General features: G+C 59.6%; 22 protein-coding genes. 12 read left to right on the forward strand and 10 right to left on the reverse strand.

Going from position 1 to position 25,050, the window contains the following annotated elements; genetic code table 11:
* Nucleotides 1-9 precede the first annotated feature (9 nt).
* Nucleotides 10-1,998 carry an ATP-binding protein gene (locus tag RMS95_RS06030; RefSeq protein ID WP_310644477.1) on the reverse strand — a complete coding sequence of 663 codons (1,989 nt, stop codon included), beginning with the start codon at nt 1,996-1,998 and terminating at the stop codon, nt 10-12.
* On the reverse strand, nt 1,998-6,050 hold the full coding sequence (locus RMS95_RS06035; RefSeq protein WP_310644478.1) for a YhdP family protein: 4,053 nt from the start codon (nt 6,048-6,050) through the stop codon (nt 1,998-2,000). The genes RMS95_RS06030 and RMS95_RS06035 overlap by 1 nt, the downstream gene beginning before the upstream one ends.
* Nucleotides 6,051-6,062: 12 nt before the next feature.
* On the opposite strand from RMS95_RS06035, the gene glnE reads away from it, so the two are divergent.
* Nucleotides 6,063-8,795: a bifunctional [glutamate--ammonia ligase]-adenylyl-L-tyrosine phosphorylase/[glutamate--ammonia-ligase] adenylyltransferase gene (gene glnE / locus RMS95_RS06040; protein ID WP_310644480.1), complete on the forward strand. Its 2,733-nt coding sequence runs from the start codon at nt 6,063-6,065 to the stop codon at nt 8,793-8,795.
* A 6-nt stretch (nt 8,796-8,801) separates the two neighbouring features.
* Here glnE and rfaE2 read toward each other — a convergent pair whose 3' ends face one another.
* Together rfaE2 and RMS95_RS06050 are read right to left on the reverse strand one after the other, a co-directional pair.
* The gene (rfaE2, locus tag RMS95_RS06045) at nt 8,802-9,305 is read right to left on the reverse strand and encodes a D-glycero-beta-D-manno-heptose 1-phosphate adenylyltransferase (protein WP_310644482.1); all 504 of its coding nucleotides are present in this window, start codon (nt 9,303-9,305) and stop codon (nt 8,802-8,804) included.
* Nucleotides 9,302-10,276 carry a cobalamin-dependent protein gene (locus RMS95_RS06050; protein WP_310644483.1) on the reverse strand — a complete coding sequence of 325 codons (975 nt, stop codon included), beginning with the start codon at nt 10,274-10,276 and terminating at the stop codon, nt 9,302-9,304. The genes rfaE2 and RMS95_RS06050 overlap by 4 nt, the downstream gene beginning before the upstream one ends.
* Nucleotides 10,277-10,324: 48 nt before the next feature.
* Between RMS95_RS06050 and RMS95_RS06055 the strand changes: the two genes are divergently transcribed.
* From RMS95_RS06055 to RMS95_RS06085, 7 genes are read left to right on the forward strand one after another with little or no spacing between them, the layout of a single operon-like run.
* Complete coding sequence (locus RMS95_RS06055; protein ID WP_310644485.1) at nt 10,325-10,945, forward strand: glutathione peroxidase; 621 nt, start codon at nt 10,325-10,327, stop codon at nt 10,943-10,945.
* A complete protein-coding gene (locus RMS95_RS06060) occupies nt 10,942-12,231 on the forward strand; it encodes an FAD-dependent oxidoreductase (protein WP_310644487.1) in 1,290 nt (429 codons plus the stop codon). The genes RMS95_RS06055 and RMS95_RS06060 overlap by 4 nt, the downstream gene beginning before the upstream one ends.
* 18 nt (nt 12,232-12,249) lie before the next feature.
* Nucleotides 12,250-13,104 (forward strand): DUF1365 domain-containing protein, encoded by an 855-nt coding sequence (locus RMS95_RS06065; protein ID WP_310644488.1) that lies wholly within the window; start codon nt 12,250-12,252, stop codon nt 13,102-13,104.
* A 19-nt stretch (nt 13,105-13,123) separates the two neighbouring features.
* Entirely contained in the window at nt 13,124-14,362 is a 1,239-nt protein-coding gene (locus RMS95_RS06070; protein ID WP_310644490.1) for a cyclopropane-fatty-acyl-phospholipid synthase family protein, read from the forward strand.
* Nucleotides 14,359-14,943: a chalcone isomerase family protein gene (locus RMS95_RS06075; protein WP_310644492.1), complete on the forward strand. Its 585-nt coding sequence runs from the start codon at nt 14,359-14,361 to the stop codon at nt 14,941-14,943. The genes RMS95_RS06070 and RMS95_RS06075 overlap by 4 nt, the downstream gene beginning before the upstream one ends.
* Nucleotides 14,940-15,713, forward strand: coding sequence for an SDR family NAD(P)-dependent oxidoreductase (locus tag RMS95_RS06080; protein ID WP_310644494.1), 774 nt, complete (start codon nt 14,940-14,942; stop codon nt 15,711-15,713). The genes RMS95_RS06075 and RMS95_RS06080 overlap by 4 nt, the downstream gene beginning before the upstream one ends.
* A gap of 46 nt (nt 15,714-15,759) precedes the next feature.
* Nucleotides 15,760-16,248, forward strand: a complete 489-nt coding sequence (locus RMS95_RS06085; protein WP_310644496.1) for a nuclear transport factor 2 family protein — start codon at nt 15,760-15,762, stop codon at nt 16,246-16,248.
* A 6-nt stretch (nt 16,249-16,254) separates the two neighbouring features.
* On the opposite strand, the gene RMS95_RS06090 is transcribed toward RMS95_RS06085, so the two are convergent.
* Nucleotides 16,255-16,869 carry a glutathione S-transferase N-terminal domain-containing protein gene (locus tag RMS95_RS06090; RefSeq protein WP_310644498.1) on the reverse strand — a complete coding sequence of 205 codons (615 nt, stop codon included), beginning with the start codon at nt 16,867-16,869 and terminating at the stop codon, nt 16,255-16,257.
* 85 nt (nt 16,870-16,954) lie between these two features.
* On the opposite strand from RMS95_RS06090, the gene purB reads away from it, so the two are divergent.
* Both purB and RMS95_RS06100 read left to right on the forward strand, forming a co-directional pair.
* A complete protein-coding gene (gene purB, locus RMS95_RS06095; RefSeq protein WP_310644500.1) occupies nt 16,955-18,346 on the forward strand; it encodes an adenylosuccinate lyase in 1,392 nt (463 codons plus the stop codon).
* A gap of 8 nt (nt 18,347-18,354) precedes the next feature.
* Nucleotides 18,355-18,915, forward strand: a complete 561-nt coding sequence (locus RMS95_RS06100) for a YaeQ family protein (protein ID WP_310644501.1) — start codon at nt 18,355-18,357, stop codon at nt 18,913-18,915.
* A 12-nt stretch (nt 18,916-18,927) separates the two neighbouring features.
* On the opposite strand, the gene RMS95_RS06105 is transcribed toward RMS95_RS06100, so the two are convergent.
* Nucleotides 18,928-19,338 (reverse strand): DUF3717 domain-containing protein, encoded by a 411-nt coding sequence (locus RMS95_RS06105; RefSeq protein WP_310644502.1) that lies wholly within the window; start codon nt 19,336-19,338, stop codon nt 18,928-18,930.
* 80 nt (nt 19,339-19,418) lie between these two features.
* Here RMS95_RS06105 and RMS95_RS06110 point away from each other — a divergent pair, with 80 nt between their 5' ends.
* Nucleotides 19,419-19,778, forward strand: a complete 360-nt coding sequence (locus RMS95_RS06110; protein WP_310644504.1) for a phage holin family protein — start codon at nt 19,419-19,421, stop codon at nt 19,776-19,778.
* Here the strand turns inward: RMS95_RS06110 and RMS95_RS06115 are convergent.
* Nucleotides 19,740-21,344, reverse strand: coding sequence for a M48 family metalloprotease (locus RMS95_RS06115; RefSeq protein ID WP_310644506.1), 1,605 nt, complete (start codon nt 21,342-21,344; stop codon nt 19,740-19,742). The genes RMS95_RS06110 and RMS95_RS06115 overlap by 39 nt on opposite strands.
* 65 nt (nt 21,345-21,409) lie before the next feature.
* On the opposite strand from RMS95_RS06115, the gene moaC reads away from it, so the two are divergent.
* Entirely contained in the window at nt 21,410-21,895 is a 486-nt protein-coding gene (moaC, locus tag RMS95_RS06120) for a cyclic pyranopterin monophosphate synthase MoaC (protein ID WP_310644507.1), read from the forward strand.
* Between the two features lie 26 nt (nt 21,896-21,921).
* On the opposite strand, the gene RMS95_RS06125 is transcribed toward moaC, so the two are convergent.
* From RMS95_RS06125 to RMS95_RS06135, 3 genes are read right to left on the reverse strand one after another with little or no spacing between them, the layout of a single operon-like run.
* Nucleotides 21,922-22,704: a glycosyltransferase family 2 protein gene (locus RMS95_RS06125; RefSeq protein ID WP_310644509.1), complete on the reverse strand. Its 783-nt coding sequence runs from the start codon at nt 22,702-22,704 to the stop codon at nt 21,922-21,924.
* Between the two features lie 12 nt (nt 22,705-22,716).
* On the reverse strand, nt 22,717-24,432 hold the full coding sequence (locus tag RMS95_RS06130) for a Wzy polymerase domain-containing protein (RefSeq protein WP_310644511.1): 1,716 nt from the start codon (nt 24,430-24,432) through the stop codon (nt 22,717-22,719).
* A gap of 51 nt (nt 24,433-24,483) precedes the next feature.
* Entirely contained in the window at nt 24,484-24,993 is a 510-nt protein-coding gene (locus tag RMS95_RS06135; RefSeq protein ID WP_310644513.1) for a pilin, read from the reverse strand.
* Nucleotides 24,994-25,050 lie beyond the last annotated feature (57 nt).

The following is a 25,050-nucleotide window of genomic DNA, read 5'->3' on the forward strand; positions in this document are numbered from 1 at the left end:
TAACTCCGTTCAAGATTGCGGCAGGGTGAAGCTGAACACCGTGCCACGTGGCTGGTTGGCGCGGTGGCTCAAAAAGCCACCATGCTGCTCCACCACGGTACGGCACAGACTCAGGCCCAAGCCCATGCCTTCTGCTTTGGTGGTGAAGAAAGGGGTGAAAAGTTTTTCGGCCACGGCCTCTGGAATGCCCGAGCCGAAGTCGGCCACCGTGAATTCCAACCAGCGACTCACCGCGTTCGAGGCCGCAGGGCGAACCGCCAACGTCAACACTTTTTGAGGCGTATCGTCACCCATGGCCTGCATGGCGTTGCGCGACAAATTCAGCAACACTTGCTCGACCATGGTGCGGTCGCACAACACAGGCGGCAAGTCGAGGGCGCAGCGCACGTCCACGCGGACACCCAATTTACGGGCTTGCAAAATGACCAAAGGCATCACGTCGTCCAAGAGCGCACGCGGGGTGACGGCCTCACGCGCTTGGTCGCGGCGCCGCACAAAGTCATGCACGCTCTTGATGACTTTGCCCGCACGCTCAGCCTGCTGGCCAATGCGTTGAATGGCGCTGCCTAAAGAGTCCGCCAATTGCACGTCTTGCAACGCAGCGTCTTGCAACAAGTTCAAGCTGCCAGTGGCATAGCTCGAAATCGCGGCCAAGGGCTGGTTCAGCTCATGGCTCAACAACGATGCCATTTCGCCCACAGTGGCCAAACGCGCCGTGGCTTGCAGGCGCTCTTGGCTGGCCCGCGACACCTCTTCCACGCGGCGTTGCTCGCTGACGTCCAGCACCGCACTCATCCAGCCGGTTTGTTGGCCGGTCGCGTTGATCAGCGGTGCTTCAAAAATCAACACCGCAAAACGCTCACCGTTTTTGCGCATGAACACCGACTCCACGCCCTCACGCGGTGGCGCATTGCCCGCCAAGCGCAAGGCTTGGCGCTTGCCATATTCGTCCACCATTTCAGGGGGCCAATACGGCGCGGGAATACCGTGCCCCATCAACTCTTTGGCGTCAAAGCCGACCATCTCGCAAAACGCCGGATTCACATAGGTGATGCGACCTTGGCTGTCACGCGCGCGCAGGCCCGTGACCAGCGAGTCTTCCATGGCCTTGCGAAACGCCAAGGCATCCGCCAAGTCCAGCTCCACCCGCTGACGACGACGCATGTCACGCGCGAGCATGGTGAGCACCGTCACCAACGCAATCGCCATCGCCGTCACCAGCGCCGTCAGGACGTTGGGGAAAAAATCTGGCGCAGCACGCCAACTGTCCATGCGCAGCACCATCGCGTGCCCTGGGATGTCCAGCAATTGCTTGGCCGTGAAAATGCGCGAGCCGCGACGCGGCGTGCCGTGCATAGCCAAGCGCGTGCCATCGGCCTCGGTGAACGACACCTCTTGGCTGCGCGTGAGCTGCGGCCCCACCATGTTCACCAAGACCTCTTGCAAGCTGTAGCTGGCCACGGTGTAGCCCGTGAGCTGCCCGTCGGTGATGACAGGCAAACACAAATCCATGATCTCCAACCCCAAGCCATTGGACAGCGGTACATAGTTGCTGGCCCCATAACCGGGGCCACTTTGGCGACGCGCCACCCCACAGGCTTGCACGATCTCGGGCTGACGCGCAGGGCGGCCCATGCGCGCAAACACCGGCGCACGAAACGGGGTGTCCACAGCTGCGAGTAAATTCAACTCGGCATCGCGCCATTCGAGGCGCACCCATTCACGGTGCTCGCGCAGCAACCCAGCGGCATCTTGGCTCCACGGCACAGCGCTGCGGTCGGCAAATTGCAGCGCTTGCAAACTTTGCACATTGCGGGTGAGCGCGGTGCGAATGTCACTCACCGCGTCGGCTGCATCGCGCTCGATGCGGCTTTGCACTTGGCTCACTTCATAGCGCCCCGCCAACCACACCAAGGTGCTGAGCATCGACAAGACGAGCAGCACCAACAGCACCCACAACACCCATCGACGCAACAAAGTACCAGCGGGAAACGGCATCAGTCCACCTTGGTCACACGGGGGTTGGCCCAGGTGCCGTCAATATGAAACTCGCTGGTGCCTGCGCGCACCAAAGGACGACTCAAAATCAATTGCGCCAAATAGCTGGTCAAGCCAATCACGGGGTTAATCGTGGCCATGTAAAGCGACGCCGTGCCCGCATTGATTTCGGGTACCACCACTACTTTGAGGTCTTGGGTTTCACGCGCCAAATCGGCACTGCCTTCCAGCAACGCGCCTGCCACCACGCCCTTCATTTGCAGGTTGTTGGTGAACGCCACGCCTTGTTCAATGCGCACATCGCCGCGCACAAAATCAAAGGCAAACCCTTCGCTGAACACGTCACTGAAATCGAGCGTCAGACGGCGCGGCAGGGCTTGCAAATTCAACACCCCCAGCAAGCGTGCGGCGCCTGGGTCGGTCTTCAAGAACTGCCCTTTTTCAATGTTTAGATTGAGCTTGCCCGCCATGCTGGCGTAGTCCAAAGTGATGGGCGAGCCCTGCCACGAGACTTGGCCTTCCAAGCGTCCATGGCCGTCACGGATGGCATCAGGCGTGCCAAAACGGGTCAGCAACTCCCCACTGTTGCGCACATCCAGCAACAAATTCAGCTTCGTGCGCTGCAAACGCGGGCCATCGGCCGTCCAGTTGCCACTGGCCGTGAAGGTGGCCTCAGGCAAGATGAGGTTGAGTTTGTTCAGTCGCCATTCAGGGGCTGGATTGGTACCTGTGCGGTTGACGGCCTCAATCTCTAAACGGCCCATTTTTTTGCCACGCAGCGTGAGTTCGTTGACCACGATGTCCAGCGCCGGAATGCTGCTGGGCTCTTCGGTCAACAAGTTCTCCACCTCGGGCACCAAACTGGGTGGGATGTTGAGGTAGGCCAAACGTGCAAACAGTTGTGCGGGCGTGTTGCCGTTGGCAGGACGCACCTCGGCCGAACCATTCAACTCGTCTGCACTGAGGTTGACGCGCCACACCTCACCCAAGCGCGTGCCACCGACCAACACATGGTGAACGGCGCGTTCCGCCACTTTGATTTGGTCTGCACGCAGCACCACCACATGGGGCACATAGTCTTGCGCCTCGTCCGACGCCACGGCCTCTTGTCCCACCACGGCTGCCTTGGCCGATTTGCCCGCAGCATTCACCAATGGCGCACCCGTGAATTGGGTCCAAGCTTGGTTCCAAGCGTCCAAATCGACAAACGGCAATTGCAAATTCAAGCCGACGCCGCTGTCGCGTGGGGTCAGGCTGTCCACTACCTCGGGGCCAACAGCAACACCGCCGCGCAACACCCGAGTGCGGGGGCCACTCAAGTCACGCACATACGCCAGCGCCAGCACGCGCCCCACGCTGACTTTGATTTGGTCTTGCAACACACGGGCCTTGGGCAGCAACGACTCGCGCGTCAGTTGCATGTCCACCCGCAAAGGCAAAACCGACGACGCCGGTTTGGTCATGGGCGCGGGCAGGTTCAAGGCCATGCCGCGCAAATCGCTGGTAATCAGCAGTTCGGGCTGGCCTCGGCGTAGCCCCAAGGTGGCGATGTACGAAGAAGCGCCCGCGGCACGCTGCGCCAAGCGCGACGCCAACCCCAGCTCACGCGCTTGCCGCAAACCCTCGGCCGTCACGTTGCCCGTGATCTTGAGTTGCAAGGGCGATTCAGCTGCAGCGGCCTCGAATGACAGGCCACCGTCAATTTGTACATCCCCCCCCAACGCGCGGGCGCGCAGGTTTTTAAGGGTGAGCCCGCGATCGCTGAATTGCAACACGCCACGTGTGCGGCTGAGCACCGGAATGCCCGGCATGACCTGCAGCTCGTTGTCGGTGAACGACACGCTGCCTTGCACTTTGGTTTTGTTCAACGTCTCCAGCGGCACGCTCAAGCTGAGTTTGTAATCGGCATCGCCACTGGCTTGGCTTTGCGCCAGCACTTGACCCGTCAACTCATTCAAGGCCGATTGCGACACCATGGTCAGCACCTCGGGCAACGGTCCGTGGGCCTCCCCGCTGACGCTGACCACGGCCTTGGCCAAATTGGGAATGTTCGCCTCGACCTTGCGCCACATCACTTTGGGCGCCCCCGTCAATTGGGTGCTGCCTTTAAAATGCAAAGCGCTGCGGTCGAACACCAACTCGCCATTGAGCGCGGTCAAACTCGGCCACTGCTGCGCAACGGGTGTGCCGACTTTGGCGGGCACATAAGCGTATTGGCCTTGCGCGATGTGTGCGGAAATACGGAACTCGCCCAACTTGGGATTGTCAAACGGCATGTCCGTCAAGTTGCCGCGCAAACGCAGCTTGACGTTGCTGGCGTCACCCGCTTTGACGGCCTCGTGCACGTAGCCACGCACCGACGCGGGCAAGGTGCTGGGCAAATAACGGTAGACCTGCGCCACTTGGGCACGGCTGAGATTGGCCGTCAAATCGAGCACGCCAGGCAGGCGCGCCGCCCCTGCTCCCGTTTTCCAACTGCCGCTGAAGTCACCGGCCACATCGGAGTTGCTCACATGACCTTGGTTGAACTTGACCCACATTTGGTCGTCGTCCAACTCCCACACGAGTTGCGCGGATGCGTCTTCCAACACGATGCGTGGCTCATCCAAGCCCATGGGCAAGGTGAGGCTGCCATCTTGGATGCTGAGTTTGGCTTTGCCCCCGCGCTGGGTGACATCAAACGCCACCTGCGCGCCCTGCACACCGGGCAAGGCCGCCAACGGGCTGTCGGCCACCGAGTCGCGGTTGAGCGAGAACTGCTGGACGGTGCCGCGTGCGGTGTAGTCCAGTTGCGGTTCGCCTTTCAACGGGGCGGTACGTCGCCACGTGGCATTGAGTTGGTTCACTTGGCCCTGCGGCTGGACCCGCGCCAGCAGGCCGCGGGCGGTGTCTGGCAAGGGCAGGCGTTGGCTGATTTGCACCAAGGCGTTCAGGTCAAGTCGGTCAGCGCTGATGCTGCCGGTGGCTGCATCGTTGGTTGTCCACTTGACGCGCAAGACGCCGCCCGGCCAATGCTCGCCGTCTTGGGTGTCAAACACCAAATCTTCGCTGCTCAGGCTCACCTCATCGCCTTGCCAAGATGCGCCCAAACGGCCATGCACGTGGCGCAAGGCCAAGGGCTTGAGGTTCGCGCCCAAGCTGGCTTTCACCTCGTCCAAGGCCATGTCAGCGCTGAGGCCGACGAGCTGGGCATTGACCACATCGGCCCACAGGCGCAGGGCGCCGCGGCCTTCTTGCAAAGACCGATCGGGGTCCATCGCCAGCCACTGGCGCAGCGTCGACAAGTCAAGATGCGGCGCGTCGGCAAACAACTCACCGCGCCAATGCGCCACATCGCCTGCACGTTGCCAAGGGGCTTGCTTGAATTTGCCGCGTAAAGAGAAACGTTGGCCCAACTCAAGCGGCGGCGTCGCATCCAAACGTAGATCGTGGTGCAGCCAATGGTTTTGCATGACGAGCTCGACATCGGACATCACCAACTCAGGGGCTTGCTCGCCAAAACGCCATTCATCGCGCCAGCGCACCACGCCATCGCGCAGCAAAAATTCGGGCTGAGAGAAGAACCAATCGGCGCCGCTGCCGTCCCCCGCAGTGCCCCCCGTGTCGATGCCCGCCACCCACACATGGCCTGCGCTGTCGCGGCGGATGTCGAGCTCTGGGTGATCAAGGGTGAGTTGCTCGAACTGCCCGCGCACCAGCGAGCGCGGCGAAATGGCCACTTGCACATGCGACAGCTTCAGCGCTTCGCGGCCTTGGGCGTCCAACACTTGCAAATCTTGAATGTCAAACAAGGGCACCCACCAGCCCCCTTCGGCGCTGATGCTGCCCATCTTGACGGACATGCCCATGGCGCGTGAGGCCTGGGTTTGCAGCAACTCTCGGTAATCGCCAATGCGCGGCACAATGAACATGTTCAAGGTGCTCCACGCCAAGATCATGACCAACCACACGGTGCCAACGACCCACAACGCCGCATAGACCGCACGCGTCCAACGCGAGGGTTTGGCAAGAGGCGCAACGGGGGAGGCGGGCAGATCTGACAATTTATTCATGGTGCTAACAACGTGACTGGAATTATCCCCCCCTCGACCGGCGACTTCAGTGCGCATTCACGCCTTGTTCAACGCCTGCGCCGCCGTTATGGCGATGCTTTGCACGCCTTGCCTGCGGGCGAGCCTGTGCGGGCCACGATGCAAACCTGTTTTGAGACGCTGCGCCAGCACCACAGCAGCAACGACGCCCTGCGCATGTTGCGCCAGTTCGTGATGGAGCGCTTGGTGGTGCTCGACACCACCCAAAGCGCCCCCCTCGAAGGGGTGACCCGCGCCATGACCGAGTTGGCCGAGTTCAGCCTCGATGTGGCGGACGTGCAAGCACAGCAGCAACTCGACGAGTTGCATGGCGCCCCTTTGGCCCCCAACGGCGAGCGCGCGGTACTGTGGATTGTGGGTATGGGCAAACTGGGCGCGCGCGAGTTGAACGTGTCCAGCGACATTGACCTGATCTATGTGTACGACGAAGACGGCGAAACCGCAGGCAGGCCCGACGGCCGCGGCCGCATCAGCAACCACGACTATTTCGCCAAAGCCGTGAAGCTGATTTACAGCCAAATTGGCGAAATCACCGAACACGGCTTCGTGTTTCGCATGGACTTGGCACTGCGGCCTAACGGCAACTCGGGGCCCAGCGTGGTGTCGCGCCAAGCGCTGGAAGAGTATTTCTTGGTACAAGGGCGCGAGTGGGAGCGCTTTGCGTGGCTGAAAAGCCGCGTGGTCGCCCCCTACAGCGAGCCACTGAATGCCTTGCACAACGCCACCGAACTGCGCGACACCGTGCTGCCTTTTGTGTTTCGCCGCTACCTCGACTACAGCGTGTTTGCCTCGCTGCGCGATCTGCACCAACAAATCCGCAACCACACCGCCAACCACAGCGCGGGGCGCCCCGAGCGGGCCAACGATGTGAAACTGGGTCGCGGTGGCATCCGCGAAATTGAGTTCACCGTGCAATTGCTGCAAGTGGTGCGTGGCGGACATTACCCCGAACTGCGCACACGCCCCACGCTGCGTGCCTTGCCGCGCTTGAGCGATGCCAAACTCATGCCCGCTGCCACGGCAGATGCGCTAGCCAAGGCCTATGTGTTTTTGCGCCAAGTCGAGCACCGCATTCAGTATTTGGACGACCAGCAAACCCACATGCTGCCCACAGCCGAAGCGGATGTGCAGTGGATCGCCCACACCTTGGGCTTTGCCGACGTGGCCGCATTTTTGGCGCAACTCAGTGCGCACCGCGAACAAGTCGCCTCGGAATTTGACCGCCTGCTCGGACAAGGCGAGCACGCCGCCACCTCACGAGAGAACGAAGGGGCGCCCGCTGCCAGCGCCCCCAACGAACACCTCAGCTTGACCGCGTTGCTGCCCGAATTGAATGCACGCTTAGCCCAGCGCGTGAACGACTGGGCCGAACAACCCCGCATCCGAACCTTGCGCGACGAAGCCATGCACCGGTTGCTGAAACTCTTGCAACGCACCAATGCGTGGGTTGAAGAAGGCCGCGTGAGCGAAGATGCCGCCGTGCGCTGGTGTGATTGGATGGAGCCGCTGCTGCGCCGCGAAAGTTATTTGGCCCTGCTGGTCGAACGCCCACGGGTGCATGAACAACTGCTGCGGCTGCTCGGACTGGCCCGCTGGCCCGCCAAGTATTTGTTGCAGCACCCAGGGGTGATTGATGAGTTGGCCAGCCCCGCCTTGCTGAGCGAGCGCTTTGACCCCGCCCTGTTTGAGCAAGAGCTAGAGCAACGCTTGCACGCCCTCAAATCGACCGGACAAGCCGACGAAGAAACACTGCTCAACTTGTTGCGTCGCGCGCACCACGCGGAAGTGTTTCGCACCTTGGCGCGCGATGTTGAGAAACGCATCAGTGTCGAACAAGTGGCCGATGATTTGAGTGCACTGGCCGACAGCTTGTTAAAGGTCACCAGCCGCTGGGTGTGGCAAAACTTCAAGCAGCGCCACCGTGATGAGCCGCAATTTGCCATCCTTGCCTACGGCAAATTGGGCGGCAAAGAGCTGGGCTACGGCAGCGACTTGGACATCGTGTTTGTGTACGAAGACGATCACCCCCAAGCAGGCGAAATTTACGCCGCCTTTGTGCGCAAACTCATCAACTGGCTGAGCGTCAAAACCAGCGAAGGTGATTTGTACGAGATCGACACCGCCCTGCGGCCCAACGGCAACTCAGGCCTGCTGGTGTCCACCTTCGAAGCCTACGCCAACTACCAAGAACAACGCGGAGAAAACACCGCTTGGACGTGGGAACACCAAGCCATGACGCGGGCCCGATTCAGCCTAGGCGCGCCCAGCCTGAAAACACGCTTTGACACGGTGCGCGCCAACGTGATCAACGCGCCGCGCGACCACACGGCGTTGCGCGAAGAAATTGTGGGCATGCGCGACAAGCTGCGCGCTGCGCGCCCCGTGAAAGACGGCTTCTTTGACGTGAAGCACAGCGCGGGCGGCATGGTGGACGTGGAGTTTGCCGTGCAGTACTTGGTGCTGGCCCACGCCCAACAACACCCCGCGTTGTTGGACAACGTGGGCAACATCGCCCTGTTGCACCACGCCGAGGTTGCGGGGTTGCTGCCCTTGGGGGTGGGGGTGGCAGCCGGTAGTGCTTACCGAGAACTGCGCCGTGTGCAACACCGCGCGCGCTTGGATGAGTTGCCCACTCAGGTGCCCCTCGCTGAATTGAGCCAAGAGCAGGCCGCGATCTTGGCGTTGTGGCAAACCGTGTTTGCCTAAAAAGCCTCAGCCTTGGCGGATCTTTTTCACCAAGGCGGTGGTTGAGTACCCATCCACAAAGGGAATGGCCTGCGCACGTCCACCGTAGGCCAACACCACGTGGGTTTCGGCCAATTGGCTCATGTCGTAATCGCCGCCCTTGACCAACACATCGGGGCGCAATTCGGTGATCAGCTCCAACGGGGTGTCCTCGTCAAACCACGTGACCAAACTGACCGACTCCAAGGCAGCCATCAACGCCGCACGGTCGGCTTCGTTGTTGAGGGGCCGGTCTGGGCCTTTGCCCAAGCGACGTGCAGAGGCATCGCTGTTGAGGGCGACCACCAAGCTGCCGCCCAATGCGCGGGCTTGCGCCAAATAACTGGCATGGCCGCGATGCAACACATCAAACACGCCATTGGTGAACACCACGGGCCCGTGCGCACGCAAGGCAGCGACCCGCGTGGGCGCATCGGCGCGCGACACCAATTTGGACAAGAAAGCAGGTGCGGGCAGGGTAGAGACGGTCATGGGTTCGATTTTAAGGCGGCACTGCGCCAGCGCTTGACCTGCGCCGACACGTCTGCCAAGCCACGCAACACCTCGACTTGAGCCAACTTACGCCGCTTCAGAGCCGCAGCCTGACCACCCGCCCACACCGTCACGGTGCTGGGCAAATGCTGACGCAACTCGGCCAAACCATCCAACACATCGTTGGTTTTCATGAGGCTGCTGAAACTCAGAGCGACCACATCTGCACGGTGCGCGACAGCGGCACGCGCAATATCGAGCACAGGGGTTTGCGTGCCCAAAGACAAACAGGTACAGCCCTGCTGCACCAACAAACACTCGACCATCAAGATGCCAAGTCCATGGGACTCTTGGGGAAATGTCGTCAGCAGCACTTGGGGGCCCGCCTCGTGACGGGGTTTGGGGCTGTTGGCGATGCCCAAGCGCATCACACGGGTGATGCACTCCGTGAACAAATGTTCTTCAAACACCGCCAACTCGCCACGCACCCACGCCTCGCCGACGCACACCACCAACGGCGCCACAATGTCGGTGACGAAATCACTCAAACCTTCCCGCGTCAAGACTTGGGTGAGTTGGGTTTGCAGGGCCTCGCTGTCATGGCCTTTGATGAGGTCAAGGTAGGGCTGTAAATATTCAGGGATGACACTTTGCACATGCGCATCGCCAGCGCTGCCTTGGCCCAGCGCCAACAAGGCGGCAACGGGCTGAGCCACGATGCGGCCAGGTCGATGGCCTTGGTCCATCAAGCGGCGAATGATGCGCAGTTTCTCGACCTGTTCAAATGGGTAGCTGCGTTCGCCAAAAGCGTCGCGACTTGGCAAAGGAAAGCCGTAACGGCGCTCCCACACGCGCAAGGTGTCTTTGCCAATGCCGGTGTCGCGTTCGACGGCGGCAATGGAGAGCGGCAGTGCATCTGGAGAAACAGAGGTGGTCATGGGCATGAAAAATCCGGTGGCAACAATGGGCATTCGGTTTGTCTCAGACAATACGCCAAGAATAAGCCATCATGGGGTCCTATGAAAAAGAATTCACCTTGCCTGCACATCCTCAGCTGGACGCTATGGGTCAGCGCCTTGGCACCTTGGGGGCTGCTGCACGCGGCAGACACCCCACAAGTCACAGCGTCTGGCGCCGCCCAAGCTGCTTGCCCACGCGTGTTGCAACACACCGTTTTGCGCTTGCAAGATGAAAAACCTCAAGCCTTGTGCCAATACGCAGGCCAAGTGGTGGTCGTGGTGAACACCGCCAGTTTTTGCGGCTTCACGCCGCAATACAAAGGTTTAGAAGCCCTGTACGCCAAATACAAAGACCGAGGCTTGGTGGTGTTGGGGTTTCCGAGCAACGACTTTTCTCAGGAGCCCGACAGCAACGCCAAGATCGCCGATTTTTGCGAAAACACCTTCGGCGTGAAGTTCCCCATGTTCGTCAAAACCACCGTGCGCGGCCCAGACGCGCTGCCACTGTTCAAACAATTGGCGGAGCAAACCGGCACCACCCCCAAGTGGAACTTTTACAAATACATCATCAGCCGTGACGGCCAACACGTCAAAAGCTTCAGCAGCATGACGGGGCCACAAGACAAAGCCTTTGTGCAAGAGATCGACAAACAATTGGCCGCCAAAGGTTCGCCCCAATGACACGACGCGTTGCCATCGTTGGCTCAGGCATTTCGGGTCTGTCCGCCGCTCACCACTTGCACGGTCACGCCGAGCTCACCTTGTTTGAGGCGGGCGACTACTTTGGGGGCCACACCCACACGGTCGACGTCACCTTGCCCACCGCGACGGGGCCGCAAACCCATGGCGTCGATACCGGTTTCCTGGTCTACAACGAACGCACTTACCCCGGCCTGATCGGTTTGTTCGAGGAATTGCAGGTGACCACGGCCAAGTCGGACATGTCGTTTTCCGTGCAAGTGCCAGGCGGTCAGGGCCGCCGCGCCTTGGAATGGAACGGCGCCAACTTGAACACCGTGTTCGCCCAACGCAGCAACCTGTTCAAGCCACGCTTCTTGCGCATGCTGCGAGATGTGGTGCGCTTCAACAGCTTGGCCACGGCATTGGCAGAGCGCAACCAAGACCACGAACTGGCGCAACCGCTGCAAGATTTTTTGCGCACCCATGCGTTTGGCGACACCTTCCGCGACTGGTATTTGCTGCCCATGCTGGGCTGCATTTGGAGCTGCCCCACTGACCAAATGCTGCAATTCCCCGTGGCCACGATGGTGCGGTTTTGCCACAACCACGGGCTGATTCAAGTCAACAACCGCCCGCAATGGCACACAGTGGCAGGCGGTGCGAAGCACTACGTCGAAAAAATTGTGGCAGGCATCGCCGACAAACGCCTGAACACGCCCGTGCTGCGGATTGAGCGCGACCCCCAAGGCGCGACGGTGCACACCCACACCGGCAGCGAACGCTTTGATGCGGTGATCTTGGCCACCCACGCCAACCAATCGCTACAGATGCTGGCCATGCCCACCACCCAAGAGCAAGCCACGCTGGATGCCATCCGCACCCACGCCAACCGCGCTGTGCTGCACACCGACACCTCGGTCATGCCCAAGAAGAAGCTCGCATGGGCGGCTTGGAATTACGAACGCGCCGCACAACACAACACCGAGTCGGCGCGCGTGTGTTTGCACTACTGGCTCAACCTTCTGCAGCCCCTGCCATTCACGCAAGACGTGCTGGTGTCGCTCAACCCCGTGCATGAGATTGACCCCGCCCATGTGCTGGGCGAATACGACTACGCCCATCCTGTTTTTGACCTGGCAGCCATTCAGGCCCAAGGGCTCATGCCGCAATTGCAAGGCCAACAACACACGTGGTTTGCGGGGGCATGGATGGGCTATGGCTTCCATGAAGACGGCTTCAAAGCGGGTCGTGCTGCCGCACAGAGCTGGCTGGCGTCTTGCGCTTGAGCGCGCACTGAACCTGTGATGCACACACGCCACACGCCGTCACCCCACGATGCAGCTCAAAGCGCAGCGCATCGTGCTGTGCCGACGGCCGCTGCATCGGCGCTTGCCGCTTCAGCGACGCCTGAAGCAGGATTGATCGGCTTTGGCCAAGTGCGTCACACCCGCTTGCGTCCCTCCCTCCACGCATTTGCCTACGCCACTTATTTTTTGATGCTGCCCATGCGCAGCCTGGCAACACACAACACCGCCTTGGCCATCAACCGTGCAGGGGCGATCAGCTTTCATGACGTGGACCATGGCGATGGTCGCAGCGCGGCAGAAGGGGGCGCCTTGGCTTGGCTCGATGAACTGCTGCAAGCCCAAGGCATCACCGATGCCACGGGCGAGGTGTGGCTGCATTGCTACCCACGCGTGCTGGGCTACACCTTCAAACCCGTGAGCTTTTGGTATTGCCACGCGGCTGATGCATCGCTGCGGGCCATCGTGGTGGAAGTGAACAACACCTTTGGTGAACGCCATTGCTATTTGCTAGACCGCCCGCAGTACGGCGTCGAACTTCGCGCTGACAAGGTATTTCATGTCTCGCCGTTTTGTGCGGTGCAAGGCGACTACCGCTTTCGCTTCATGCGCACCGCGACCCACACCGTGGCACGCGTGGACCACGACGATGCCCAAGGCCCGTTGATCGAAACCAGCGTGAGTGGTGAACTCCAACCCATCACGCGCGCCTCTTTGCGACGCGCCCTGTGGCGCTACCCACTGATGACCGCGATGGTCATGGTGCGCATCCATTGGCAAGCCTTCAAGTTGTGGCGCAAACGCGTGCCATTTTTCAGGCAACCCGTACCGCCCAAAGATTTTGTGACCCGCTGATTCAAAGACACCACCAGCCATGACCACCACACGCAACGACACCGCCCAACACGCCAACGCCCCCTCTGACATGCCCTCGGCAGCTCGGCGTGTACTCGGCCTGCTGCAACGCCTCAAGCATGGCACCTTGCATGTGCAATGGCCCGACGGCAGCACCGAGCAATTTGGCGAAACGCCAACGCAAGGCCCTGCCCTGCATGCCAGCCTGCATTTGCACAACTGGACACCGCTGACACAAGCGCTCAAATCCGGCGACATTGGCTTTGCAGAAAGCTATATCGCGGGCGACTGGACCACCCACAACTTGGCTGACTTGTTGCAGCTCTTGGTGGCCAACCGTCGCGACATGGACGACCTGATTTATGGCCACTGGTTGGGCCGCTTGGTGTACCGCGTGAAGCATTTACTCAACCGCAACACGCGCCGCAACAGCGCCAAAAATATCCACGCCCATTACGACTTGGGCAATGCGTTTTACGAGCTGTGGCTGGACGGCACGATGAACTATTCGTCCGCTTGGTTTGACGGCGATCGCAACCAACCCATGGCCCAAGCCCAAAGCGCCAAAGTGCGCCGCGCCTTGCGCATGGTGGATGTCAAGCCCGGTGATCGCGTGATGGAAATTGGCTGCGGCTGGGGCGCACTTGCCGAAATGGGCAGCACTGAATTTGGTGCCCACATGAGCGGCGTGACCTTGAGCCACGAACAACTGGCCTACGCCAACCGCCGCATGCAGGCTTTGGGCAAGCAAGACCAAAGCAACTTGCGCTGGCAAGACTACCGCGACATCGACGATGGCCCATATGACGCGGTGTGCTCCATCGAAATGATTGAGGCGGTGGGCCAAGAATATTGGCCCACCTATTTCGCCACCGTCGCCCGTTTGCTCAAAAGCGGCGGCAAAGCCTGCATTCAAAGCATCGTCATTGACGACGCCTTGTTTGACCGCTACGTGACCAGCACCGACTTCATTCAGCAGTACATCTTCCCCGGCGGCTGCTTGCCCTGCCCGCGCGAGTTCCGCGCGCAAGCGGCGAAAGCAGGCCTGAAAGTCGTGGATGAAATGGCCTTTGGGTTGGACTACGCCGAGACCTTGCGCCGTTGGCGCCAGCAGTTCATGGCCGATGAAGCACAGGTCTTGGCGCTGGGCTTTGACCTGCGCTTTATTCGCATTTGGGAGTTCTACCTCGCCTACTGCGAAGCCGCCTTTGAGCAACACAACATCGACGTGGTGCAGTACACCTTGGTCAAACCATGAGCACGCGTCGCGGCTTTTTAAGTGTTGCCCTGCAGACAGGACTGATGCTGGCCGCCGCGTGGCAACTGCCGCGCGCAGACGCACAAACCCAAGCCATCGACGCCTTGCCAACACAACGTCTGCAAGGTTGGCTGCCCACACCTCGCCTGATGGGCCAACAGCGCTTCACCTATTGGGGCTTTTCAATCTACGACGCCAGCCTGTGGGCCAATGCGACGTTTGCGGCCAGCGAATGGGCCAAACAGCCCTTGGTGTTGGAGCTGCGTTACCTGCGTGATTTCAAAGGTGCCGACATCGCCCAGCGCTCAATGGATGAGATGCAAGGCCAACGCGCACTCACGCCCGCGCAAACCCAAACTTGGTCAACGCTGTTGCACCAACTCATCCCCAACGTGCGTGAAGGCGAGCGGCTCACCGGCGTTTATCTGCCCCAAAAAGGCTTGCGACTCTTGCACCAAGACCAGCTACTCGGTGAGGTACGCGACCACGAACTGGCCCAACGTTTCATGGGCATTTGGCTGGCCCCCGAGACCTCGCAGCGGCAATTACGACAACAACTTTTAGCGGGCGCACAACCATGAAACCACTCAACCCTCCCATCACCGATTGGCAAGGCCGCAGCGTCTGGCTGATTGGTGCCTCCAGCGGTATTGGCTTGGCCACTGCGCAAGCGCTGCATGCAGCCGGTGCGCGTGTGGTGGTGTCGGCACGCAAAGCCGAGTTGCTGCAAGCGTTTGTCGATACGCACCCTGGCGCACAGGCCGTGGTGCTCGACGTGAGCGATCCGGTCGCGATGCGCCAAGCCGCGCAACACATACAAACTGAACAAGGCTTAGACGTGGTAATTTACTGCGCCGGCTATTACAAACCTGTACGCGCCACGGACTACAACCTGGATGAAATGCTGCGCCATCAAACCGTCAACTACGTGGGCGCGCTCTACATGCTTGATGCCGTGCTGCCCGCGCTGTTGGCCCAAGGCTTTGGCCACCTCAGCCTCGTGGCCAGCGTGGCGGGCTACCGAGGGTTGCCGCAAAGCTTGGCCTACGGCCCCACCAAAGCGGCCTTGATTCACTTGGCCGAGGCTTTGTATTTGGATGTGTCAGCACAAGGTTTGGGCGTGAGTGTGGTGAACCCCGGCTTTGTAGAAACGCCACTCACCGCGCAAAACACCTTCCACATGCCCGCCTTGATTGGCCCTGAAGAAGCCGCACGCGACATGCTGCGCGGCTGGGCCAAAGGGGCGTTCGAGATTCATTACCCCAAACGGTTCACACGCTGGCTCAAGTTCATGCGCTTGCTGCCCTACCGCTGGTACTTTGCGTTGGTGCGTCGCGCCACGGGCCTGTGACCGCGGCGACATCCAAAGCGCGCACGCATCTCAAGACACGACACCTATGCCAACCGAAACGCCCTTGACCGTCGAGCCAAGCCACAGCAGTGACTCTGAAGCCGCCGCGCTCCAACGCGTGGTCGACTTCTTTGAACAACTGCAACCCGCCGACGTCGCCCGCATCTCCGACATCTACACAGCCGACGCGCAGTTCAAAGACCCGTTCAACGAGGTGCAGGGTGCGCCCGCGATTGAGGCTATCTTTGCGCACATGTTTCGCGAGCTTGATGCCCCACGCTTTGTCATCACCCAGCGCGTGCAGCAAGGTGCGCAATGCTTTGTGACGTGGGATTTTTTATTTGGCATGCGCCGCTTCGACGCAGGCCGGACTCAAACCATTCGCGGCGCCAGCCACTTGGTGCTGCGCGAAGATGCGGGCGTGTGGCGTGTGGCCGTGCACCGCGATTACTGGGATGCCGCCGAAGAGCTGTACGAAAAACTGCCCGTGGTGGGCCGTCTGATGCGTTGGCTCAAACAACGCGCCAACAGTTAACCCGCTTTAAGCGGGCGCCGTGTCTTTGAAGCTTTGACGCTGCGACAAGCGCTCAAACAGCTCAGCCAAATTGACGTGACGCTCGCGCCAATTGATCTCAGGGAAACGGAAATCCAGGTAGCCCAAAGCGCTGCCCACCGCAATGTCGCTCAAACTCAGGTGAATGCCCACGCAATGGCTGCGATCGCCCAAACCACGGCTCATCGCGGCCAAGCTGTCGTCGATCTTTTTCATCTGACGCTCAATCCAAGCTTGGCTGCGTTCGTTGTCTTTGCGACCGATCCAATGCGCCTCTAAGCGCGCCAGAATGGCAGCGTCTAACAGGCCATCCGCCAGCGCTTCCCATGTTTTCACTTCGGCACGCTCACGGCCGCCAGCAGGGATCAGCTTGCCCACGGGTGACAGGGTGTCGATGTATTCCACGATCACGCGTGAGTCAAACAGTGCCTCTCCGCCTTCCATGACCAAGCAAGGCACTTTGCCCAGCGGGTTCGCATCGGAAATGGTGGTGTCGGCCGCCCACACATCTTCGGTGACGAACTGAAAATCCAGTTTTTTCTCGGCCATGACGATGCGCACTTTGCGCACGTAGGGACTGGTGACGGCACCAATGAGTTTCATACGTTCATTTGAAATTGACAGAGCGCGTATTTTATAGAGATGCATTGCATGCACTCGCGTCAGCGGCACCACCTAAAATCTAAGGATGAGCAACACACAAAGCATTTCCCAAGTTGTGGCCTTGTCGCCGCTGGATGGCCGCTACGCCAACAAACTCGCCGCCCTGCGCCCCTTGATGAGCGAACAAGGCTATATGCACCGCCGCGTGCAAGTTGAAATCGCTTGGTTCATGGCCTTGAGCGATGCAGGCTTTGCCGAATTCAAACCCCTGAGCGAGGCTTCGCGCAGCTATTTGCTGAGCTTGGTGGCCAACTTTTCGACCGACAACGCACTGGCAATCAAAGAGATCGAGAAAACCACCAACCACGACGTGAAAGCCGTGGAGTACTGGATCAAAGACCAATTCAAAGGCCATGCCGAATTGGAAGCTGCCGCTGAATTTGTGCACTTCGCTTGCACCAGCGAAGACATCAACAACACCAGCCACGCCTTGCAACTGCAAGCGGGTCGCGACGAGGTGATCTTGCCGGGCTTGGACGGTCTGATTGCCAAGATGCGCGAGATGGCCCACGCCTTCGCGGACGTGCCCATGCTGAGCCGCACCCACGGCCAAACCGCCAGCCCCACCACCGTGGGCAAGGAAGTGGCCAACGTGGTGATGCGTTTGAAACAAGTGCGCGAACGCATTGCTGGCGTGCACATGATGGCCAAAATGAACGGTGCGGTCGGTAACTACAACGCCCACCTGAGCGCTTGGCCTGAGTTTGATTGGGAAGCCTTCAGCCAAAAAGTCATTGAAACCCCAGCGCCATTGGGCTTAGGCCTGACATTCCAGCCGTACAGCATTCAAATTGAACACCATGACTACATGGCCGAGTTGTTCGATGCGGTGGCCCGCGCCAACACCATTCTGATCGACTGGTCGCGCGATGTGTGGGGCTATGTGTCTTTGGGCTACTTCAAGCAACGCTTGAAAGCGGGCGAAATTGGCTCATCCACCATGCCGCACAAAGTCAACCCGATTGACTTTGAAAACGCCGAAGGCAATTTGGGCTTGGCCAACGCCTTGCTCAAACACCTGAGTGAAAAGCTGCCGATCAGTCGCTGGCAACGTGACCTGACCGACTCCACCGTGTTGCGCAACATGGGCGTGGCGCTGGGTTATGCCGCATTGGCCTACCAATCGCTGAACGTGGGTTTGAACAAACTCGAACTCAACCGCGAAGCCTTGGATGCTGACCTTGACGCAGCGTGGGAAGTGCTGGCCGAGCCCATCCAGACCGTCATGCGCCGCTACGGCGTGCAGGGCGCTTATGAGCAGCTCAAAGAAGTCACGCGTGGCAAGACCGTCACGGCCGAAGCTTTGCATGGCCTGATTCGCTCGTTGAACATCCCGCAAGCCGACATTGACCGCTTGCTGGCCATGACGCCTGGCAGCTACGTGGGTAAAGCTGCCGAACTCGCGCGTCGCGTTTAAGCATCGACATGGCGATCAAATCCACCATTTTCAAAGCGAACGTCCAGATCGCCGACATTGACCACAGCTACTACGCCGACCACGCGCTGACGTTGGCGCGTCACCCCAGCGAGACCGACGAACGCATGATGGTGCGTTTGGTCGCGCTGTCGCTGCAAGCGCATTTGCTGCAAGACGTGTGCGGTGGCGACGGCGTGCTGGCGTTTGGCGCCGGGCTGTCTGACCCCAATGAACCCGATGTGATGTTGACCGATTTCACAGGCCGCAAACGCCTGTGGATTGAAGTGGGTCAACCCGAAGAAAAACCGCTCCTCAAAGCCTGTAGCAAGGCCGATCAGGTGATGCTGTATGTGTTCTCCAGCTCAGGCGATGTCTGGTGGAAAAACATGCAAAACAAACTCATCAAACCCACCACCTTACAGGTGTGGCGCATTCCCAGCGCCGCCTCTCAAGAGTTAGCCAAACTGGCTGAGCGCAGCATGCAATTGCAAGCGACGGTTCAAGAAGGCGTGGTGATGATGAGCAACGGTAAAACCACCGTTGACATTGAGTGCGAGCGCTGGAAATAAACGCTGGATCAATCAACCCGATTCGGTCGCACGCTCAGCGTATTTGTTGAAACGCCAAGCCGTGCCGATCATGGTGATGCGACGCCAAGTGCTGCGCTTCTCACTGGGCGTCATTTCAGGCCAGTACTGCACTTCTTCGAACGTGCGCCCACAGCCTTTGCACTCTTCGTCGCCTTGGCTGGTCGAGCAAATCGCGATGCACGGTGCGTCTGGCGTGGTGTGGTACCAAGCCAGCCAAGCGTCCAAGGCTTTGGGCGGAAACCCCTGCTCTGCCGCCTCGTCTTGGTGGTGAAAAATCATCAACGCATACACCTCTGCCAAAGCGCGCAGCTCGGGAGCGAGTGTGACGCCGTCGGGTGAGGGGGACTTTTCACGCCAATAGTTAATGGCGGCCTCAATGTCGGTGATGTGAATGCTGGCCATTGCGCTAGAGTGAACTACCTAAAAAAGTAGGGTGGAAGTAGGGGTGTGGATCATAGCTGCAGTGCTATGCTGAATGGGCAATGAAACTCATCCTGACTTGGTTACTCCACGCCACCGCCCTGTTGGCGTTGGCCCATCTGTACAGCGGCGTTGAAGTCAAAGACTTCCGCGCTGCCTTGGCCGCAGCTTTTGTGATCGGCTTGTTCAACTTGGTGGTGCGCCCCGCCTTGGTGGTGCTGACACTTCCCGTGACGTTTTTCACTTTGGGGCTGTTTTTGTTCATCATCAACGCCTTGATGTTTTGGGCCGCGGCGTGGTTGCTGGACGGGTTTCAAGTGCGGGGCTTTGGCTCTGCCTTGCTGGGTTCGCTGATTTACTCAGCGTTTGGCGTGCTGATCGACTCAGCGCTGCAGCGCCTGTTCCCGCCGCAACCCTTCTAACTCACGCAAGCGCGCGTCCACGATGGACGCCTCGATATGACCGCCTCGGTCTAATTTGCCTTCACGCGCCATGCTGTGCGCCAAAGATTGCGCAGCCTTGAGGCGATCAACCGCAGCTGGGTAATCCAACTCGACGGCACGGGCCTCCGCTTGTGCGCGAATGGCACGCAAATTGTCGCCCTGCAACTCATACGCAGACACCAACAGCAGCCAAGCCGAGGCATCGCGTGGACGCTGACTCAGCCACAACCGCAACGCGTCAGCTGCGAGTTGGGCTTGCTCAGGCTGGCGAGTTGCCACACGGGCTTGCGTCAGCAGCATCAATGATGCGCGATCCGGTTTGAGGGCGAGCGGGGTCGACAACACACGCAGCGCGGTCATCGTGTCGTTCGCCGTCAATGCCAGCTCCGCCGCCAACAACCGCACCACGCGTTGCGCGTCGGCATTCAAAGATGGCGTGGCCAAGGCTTGCAAGCGTGCCAAATGTTGGCGTGCAACAGCAAAATTGCGTTGACGCATTTCGGCCATCACGGCCGCATACAACACCCCAGCTTGCCGTGCCGAGGGCGCAGTGGCCAATGCGGCGACATCGGCATGCGCTGCGAGCGCACGCAACACGTCGACGCCTGGATTGGTCAGAACCTGGGCACGCGCCGCCATCATGGCGTGCAGTGGCGTGGTGATCGCGGCAGGTTGTGGCGGCAGCAATTGTTGACGCGCCTGCGCGTCGGCGATGCGCTCGGTCGTCATGGGGTGGCTGCGCAGATACGGGAACGAGCCGTTGTCGTTCAGACGCGAAGCCTGCTGCAACTTCTCAAACATGGTGACAAAGCCTTGTGGCTCATAACCCGCATCGGTCATGACGCCGTAGCCCACACGATCGGCTTCACGCTCCATGTCACGAGAAAAATTCAATTGGCTCTGCATCGCCGCAGCCTGCCCACCCACCATCACCGCATTGGCGGCGCTCATGCTGCTGGGGTTGGCAGTGCGGCTGGCTGCGAGCATGCCCAAAATCATGGCGCCAATGACCATCGGCCCTTGGCGACCTTGCTGCGCAATCATGCGCGCGATGTGTCGCTGCGTGACGTGGCTCAGCTCATGGGCGAGCACCGAAGCCAATTCATCGCCGCTGTTGACGGCGGCAATGAGCCCTAAGTGCACCCCCAAATAACCGCCGGGCAAGGCAAAGGCGTTGATGCTGCGATCTCGAATCAACGCCACGTCCCACGCAAATTGCTGGTCTAACTCGGGCGTGAGTTCGCCGCGTTGACGCGCTGCGGCCAACAAAGGCTGCCAAATAGATTGGATGTAGTCGCCCAACACGGGGTCGTCCACATAATCGGGGTCGCGGTAAATTTCGCGAGCAATGCTTTCGCCCAAACGACGCTCCACCCCCAACGGCAACTCGGCCCCATCGCCCAGATTGGGCAAGCGGTGACCGCCGCTGCTTTGCGCCTGCACCGCATTGAAAGGCAACATCAGGGCCGCGCACAAACCGAGCACGCCCAAACGGCGCGCCAACGGGCGTAGAAGCGAGGGAGATGGCTTGTTTTTGGCGTGCATACGAACGGACAGAGAACTCGGACCTTATGATGCTGCTCTCATGTTAACCCGCTGTAAATTGACCCATGTCCACACTCACCCACTTTGACGCGCAAGGCCAAGCCCACATGGTGGATGTGGCCGACAAGGCGCACACCCGCCGCGTCGGTGTCGCAACGGGGCGCATCCAAATGCTGCCTGCCACCTTGGCACTCATTGAAAGCGGCACCGCTAAAAAGGGCGACGTTTTGGGCATTGCCCGCATCGCAGGCATTCAAGCTGCCAAAAAAACCAGTGACTTGATTCCGCTGTGCCACCCCTTGGCACTGACTCGCGTCGCGGTTGAGTTTGCGGTGGACGTGTCAAACCACAGCGTGCACTGCACAGCCACCGTCGAAACCGTCGGGCAAACAGGCGTGGAGATGGAAGCGCTCACCGCTGTGCAAGTGGCTTTGCTGACGATTTACGACATGTGCAAAGCCGTCGATAGAGGCATGACGATGACCGACGTGAAATTGCTGGAGAAGCATGGCGGGAAGTCGGGGAGTTATGTGGCGGCTGTCACGGGTTAAAAACCGCACCGCATCGACCTCACAACTTAAAGCGTGTCATGGGGTCGGTTCTGCTGCATCTGCCAAATCTTCAAGTATTTGTAGTAGCTGGTTTCCGCATTCGAAATAGACAGTGCCAATCCATGGCTGCCGTCTAAGAAGCCTGCGCGCAGCACGTAGGTTCTGAAAAATGCCCACGCGCCATGCCCAACGGCCGCACCGACCGACGACCGCTTACCACGCGCAAATGCTTGCTTAGCCGAGGCCGTGGAATACGCTTCCACCTTTGACAATACTTGTGAAAAATTCAAATAGCTGTAGTGCAGCAAATGATTTTGTAGCTTCACCAACGCGCGATCTGTCACGACGCGCTCATGCACCAAATCATCAGAAAACTTCGCACTGCCTCGCTTAAAAAGACGGAGCACGTAATCTGGCTGCCAGCCCGCGTGATGAATGAATTTGCCACAGTACCAAGACAACCGGGGAATTTCATAAGCTACCTTGCTGTCTAGGCGCTGCAGTACGGCACGAATTTCCGACGACAACTCCGGTGTCAAGCGCTCATCTGCATCGATGGAAAGCACCCAGTCACACGTTGCCAAATCAAGTGCACGGTTTTTCTGCGGACCAAACCCAGGCCAATCAGCGGGTCGTGACACCTTCGCACCATGACGTTCGGCAATAGTCACGGTGTCGTCTGTGCTTTGGCTATCGACCACGACGATTTCATCCACCAAGCCTTGCATGGAGCGCAAGCAGTCGTCTAAGTTATGCGCCTCGTTGCGCGTAATCACGATAGCGGAAAGGGTGTTTTTAATAAGCGTCATGTGGCATGCAGTTTACTGGGACGCTGCCTTATTTACCTCAAGCAGCCGATCTTCTAGCGCGTCGACTTCGGTGGTCAGTCCCAACAATTTGCCACTGTCGATGGCCTTTTGCACCACACGCGCCTCTGGCGAATAGTGCATCACGCGCAAAGCCAGCTGGTAGGTGTCGGCGGCGTTGTCAGAAGTCACGGTGCGGGTGGTCAGATCGGCAAAGTCAGCTTGGTTACGAAACAGCCACGATTGCTTGGCGTGGCCCATCGGGTTGTCGCGGTAGGGCGCATCACGCGAAGCGGCGGGTCGGTAAATTTGCGCCACACGGTTGTAGTCCCACGCGGCATAAAGGCAACCTAAAAATAGCAAGCTGCACAGGATCAGCGTCATGTTTTGCCGCACCAGGGATGGTGTTGACGCCGTTGGCCCACCGCGGGTAGATGGCAATGCCCACAACAGGCCCACACTCAAGCCCAGTGCCATTTGGAAAGGACCGTACCAGAGCGGGTACTCCAACAGGCTGTGCACACCCACCACCAACAGCACGCCCCAAGCCATCATGCGCCAGACATTTGTCTCACGCCATGGTTGGCGGCGTATCACCCAAGCCAACCCCAACAGCACGGACAACGCCGCCAACGGCAGCCCAAACTCGACGGCTAAATGCAAAGGCAAATCGTGGGCGTTGTCGACCAAGTCACAAAAACGCAGCCCCGAATAGGCCGTCATGAAATGCGCCAAATCGGCCTCACCCCAACCCCAGCCTAGCCACGGACGTTGTAGTGCCAAATTCAGCATATTGGCCCACAAGACACGGCGACTCGCGCACATGCCGTAGTCTTGCGTTTGTCCCGCAACCCGCAAAATCATGCTGGCACCTTGGCTACCCGTGAGCTGAGCGGCCAGCATGGGCATCCAAACCGACCACAGCGCCACCAAGAAGGGGGCGGCCAAGGCCATGCACAAGAGCTGGGTTTGATGCCCTCTGTGGCCTGTTGCTTGGCGCCACGCCCACAACGCGGCCAACACGCCCACGATCACCCATTGCAGGGCACCTGTGCGTGACAAAGAGCAGGCAACGCCTGCGGCAAGGAAATTGAGCACCAGCCAAGGCCACAACATGCGCCAAAGCTGTCGTGTAGAAAAACCGAGGCTTGCAGGACGCGCCGCCACCCACACCAAAAGCGTGACTAACCCGATACTGGTCAAACTGGCGAACTGATTGCGCTGACGCAAATTAGCAAAAGCATCGCCACGCACAGGCTGGTTCACCCAAGGGGACAAATCTCGCGCCAAGTCAAGGTATTGCAAAACACCAAGCAGGCTGCTGATCACCGCGGCCAACAGCCAAGCCGCAAGCACCCAAGGCAGCAACTGGTTGCTTTGCAGCGCCACGCGGCGTCCGACGCCAGCCATCGCCCACATCGTCACCGCCGCAGCCAACAAGCCTGCGGTCAAGGCGGCATCGACCACCTCGGGGACCCACAACACCGACGCAGCCACGGCAACGAGCCATACGCCACCGACCAGTGCCCACCCGCGAGACGATGGGGCCACGGGAACCGTTGGCAAATCCACCACCAGCAACAAGGCGCAAGCACCCAACATCCAGCTCAGCAGCAAGGGCACCACGCCCGTCGACGGGCTGCTGGCAAAAGGGTTCAACCACGGCAACACCAAACAAAGCAACAGCAAAGCATTGCGCACAGGTACCGCGTATTTTTCAATCATTGACATGGCTGAATTTTCCCTCAGCCACGCAGACGTGATGCAATCGATGACCTTTCGTCACTTGCAGTCGCTGGGCGCGAACTTGGAATCCAGGGCATCGGTAGCGACGGTGGTGTCCGCAAACTTGGCCGCGCCTTTGGCCAAGCATTTCCACTGGATCACACCCTTGATCAAAACACCCGTGGCGCTAGGCGCTGGCAAAGCCGAGACCGTTTCACCCGACTTCGTGTAGGGCACCAGCACCAAAGTGCCACCACCGGCCGCCTCTGTTGTGGTGATGCTGATTGCGCCGGTCGTGGCATTGATGTCGATTTTGCTGACGTTTTTGGTGGCAGCATCCCAGGTGTAGTCCGCCTTGTAGCCGGTGGTGGCGTTGGCATTGCCACTATTGGCCACGTCCAACACGGTATTTTTGGCAGCAGACGCCAAGCCCAAACCTTCGCTCACACGGGCACGTACTGTGTAATCTTGGTAAGCGGGCAATGCCACCGAAGCCAAGATGCCGATGATGGCCACGACGATCATGAGTTCGATCAAGGTGAAGCCGTGTTGTCGTTTCGGTTGCATGGTGTTTGTCCTAAAAAGGGGGATGAATGCGACATCGCATTTCATTCTAGGCAGCCG

Source organism: Limnohabitans sp., assembly GCF_031539175.1.
Classification (GTDB): domain Bacteria; phylum Pseudomonadota; class Gammaproteobacteria; order Burkholderiales; family Burkholderiaceae_C; genus Limnohabitans.

Excerpts from the sequence above, each read along its gene's own strand:
- RMS95_RS06030 (WP_310644477.1), bottom strand. The coding sequence starts at position 1,998 with ATGCCGTTTCCCGCTGGTACTTTGTTGCGTCGATGGGTGTTGTGGGTG.
- RMS95_RS06035 (WP_310644478.1), bottom strand. The coding sequence starts at position 6,050 with ATGAATAAATTGTCAGATCTGCCCGCCTCCCCCGTTGCGCCTCTTGCC.
- rfaE2 (WP_310644482.1), bottom strand. The coding sequence starts at position 9,305 with ATGACCGTCTCTACCCTGCCCGCACCTGCTTTCTTGTCCAAATTGGTG.
- RMS95_RS06050 (WP_310644483.1), bottom strand. The coding sequence starts at position 10,276 with ATGCCCATTGTTGCCACCGGATTTTTCATGCCCATGACCACCTCTGTT.
- RMS95_RS06055 (WP_310644485.1), top strand. The coding sequence starts at position 10,325 with ATGAAAAAGAATTCACCTTGCCTGCACATCCTCAGCTGGACGCTATGG.
- RMS95_RS06060 (WP_310644487.1), top strand. The coding sequence starts at position 10,942 with ATGACACGACGCGTTGCCATCGTTGGCTCAGGCATTTCGGGTCTGTCC.
- RMS95_RS06065 (WP_310644488.1), top strand. The coding sequence starts at position 12,250 with ATGCACACACGCCACACGCCGTCACCCCACGATGCAGCTCAAAGCGCA.
- RMS95_RS06070 (WP_310644490.1), top strand. The coding sequence starts at position 13,124 with ATGACCACCACACGCAACGACACCGCCCAACACGCCAACGCCCCCTCT.
- RMS95_RS06075 (WP_310644492.1), top strand. The coding sequence starts at position 14,359 with ATGAGCACGCGTCGCGGCTTTTTAAGTGTTGCCCTGCAGACAGGACTG.
- RMS95_RS06080 (WP_310644494.1), top strand. The coding sequence starts at position 14,940 with ATGAAACCACTCAACCCTCCCATCACCGATTGGCAAGGCCGCAGCGTC.
- RMS95_RS06085 (WP_310644496.1), top strand. The coding sequence starts at position 15,760 with ATGCCAACCGAAACGCCCTTGACCGTCGAGCCAAGCCACAGCAGTGAC.
- RMS95_RS06090 (WP_310644498.1), bottom strand. The coding sequence starts at position 16,869 with ATGAAACTCATTGGTGCCGTCACCAGTCCCTACGTGCGCAAAGTGCGC.
- purB (WP_310644500.1), top strand. The coding sequence starts at position 16,955 with ATGAGCAACACACAAAGCATTTCCCAAGTTGTGGCCTTGTCGCCGCTG.
- RMS95_RS06100 (WP_310644501.1), top strand. The coding sequence starts at position 18,355 with ATGGCGATCAAATCCACCATTTTCAAAGCGAACGTCCAGATCGCCGAC.
- RMS95_RS06105 (WP_310644502.1), bottom strand. The coding sequence starts at position 19,338 with ATGGCCAGCATTCACATCACCGACATTGAGGCCGCCATTAACTATTGG.
- RMS95_RS06110 (WP_310644504.1), top strand. The coding sequence starts at position 19,419 with ATGAAACTCATCCTGACTTGGTTACTCCACGCCACCGCCCTGTTGGCG.
- RMS95_RS06115 (WP_310644506.1), bottom strand. The coding sequence starts at position 21,344 with ATGCACGCCAAAAACAAGCCATCTCCCTCGCTTCTACGCCCGTTGGCG.
- moaC (WP_310644507.1), top strand. The coding sequence starts at position 21,410 with ATGTCCACACTCACCCACTTTGACGCGCAAGGCCAAGCCCACATGGTG.
- RMS95_RS06125 (WP_310644509.1), bottom strand. The coding sequence starts at position 22,704 with ATGACGCTTATTAAAAACACCCTTTCCGCTATCGTGATTACGCGCAAC.
- RMS95_RS06130 (WP_310644511.1), bottom strand. The coding sequence starts at position 24,432 with ATGTCAATGATTGAAAAATACGCGGTACCTGTGCGCAATGCTTTGCTG.
- RMS95_RS06135 (WP_310644513.1), bottom strand. The coding sequence starts at position 24,993 with ATGCAACCGAAACGACAACACGGCTTCACCTTGATCGAACTCATGATC.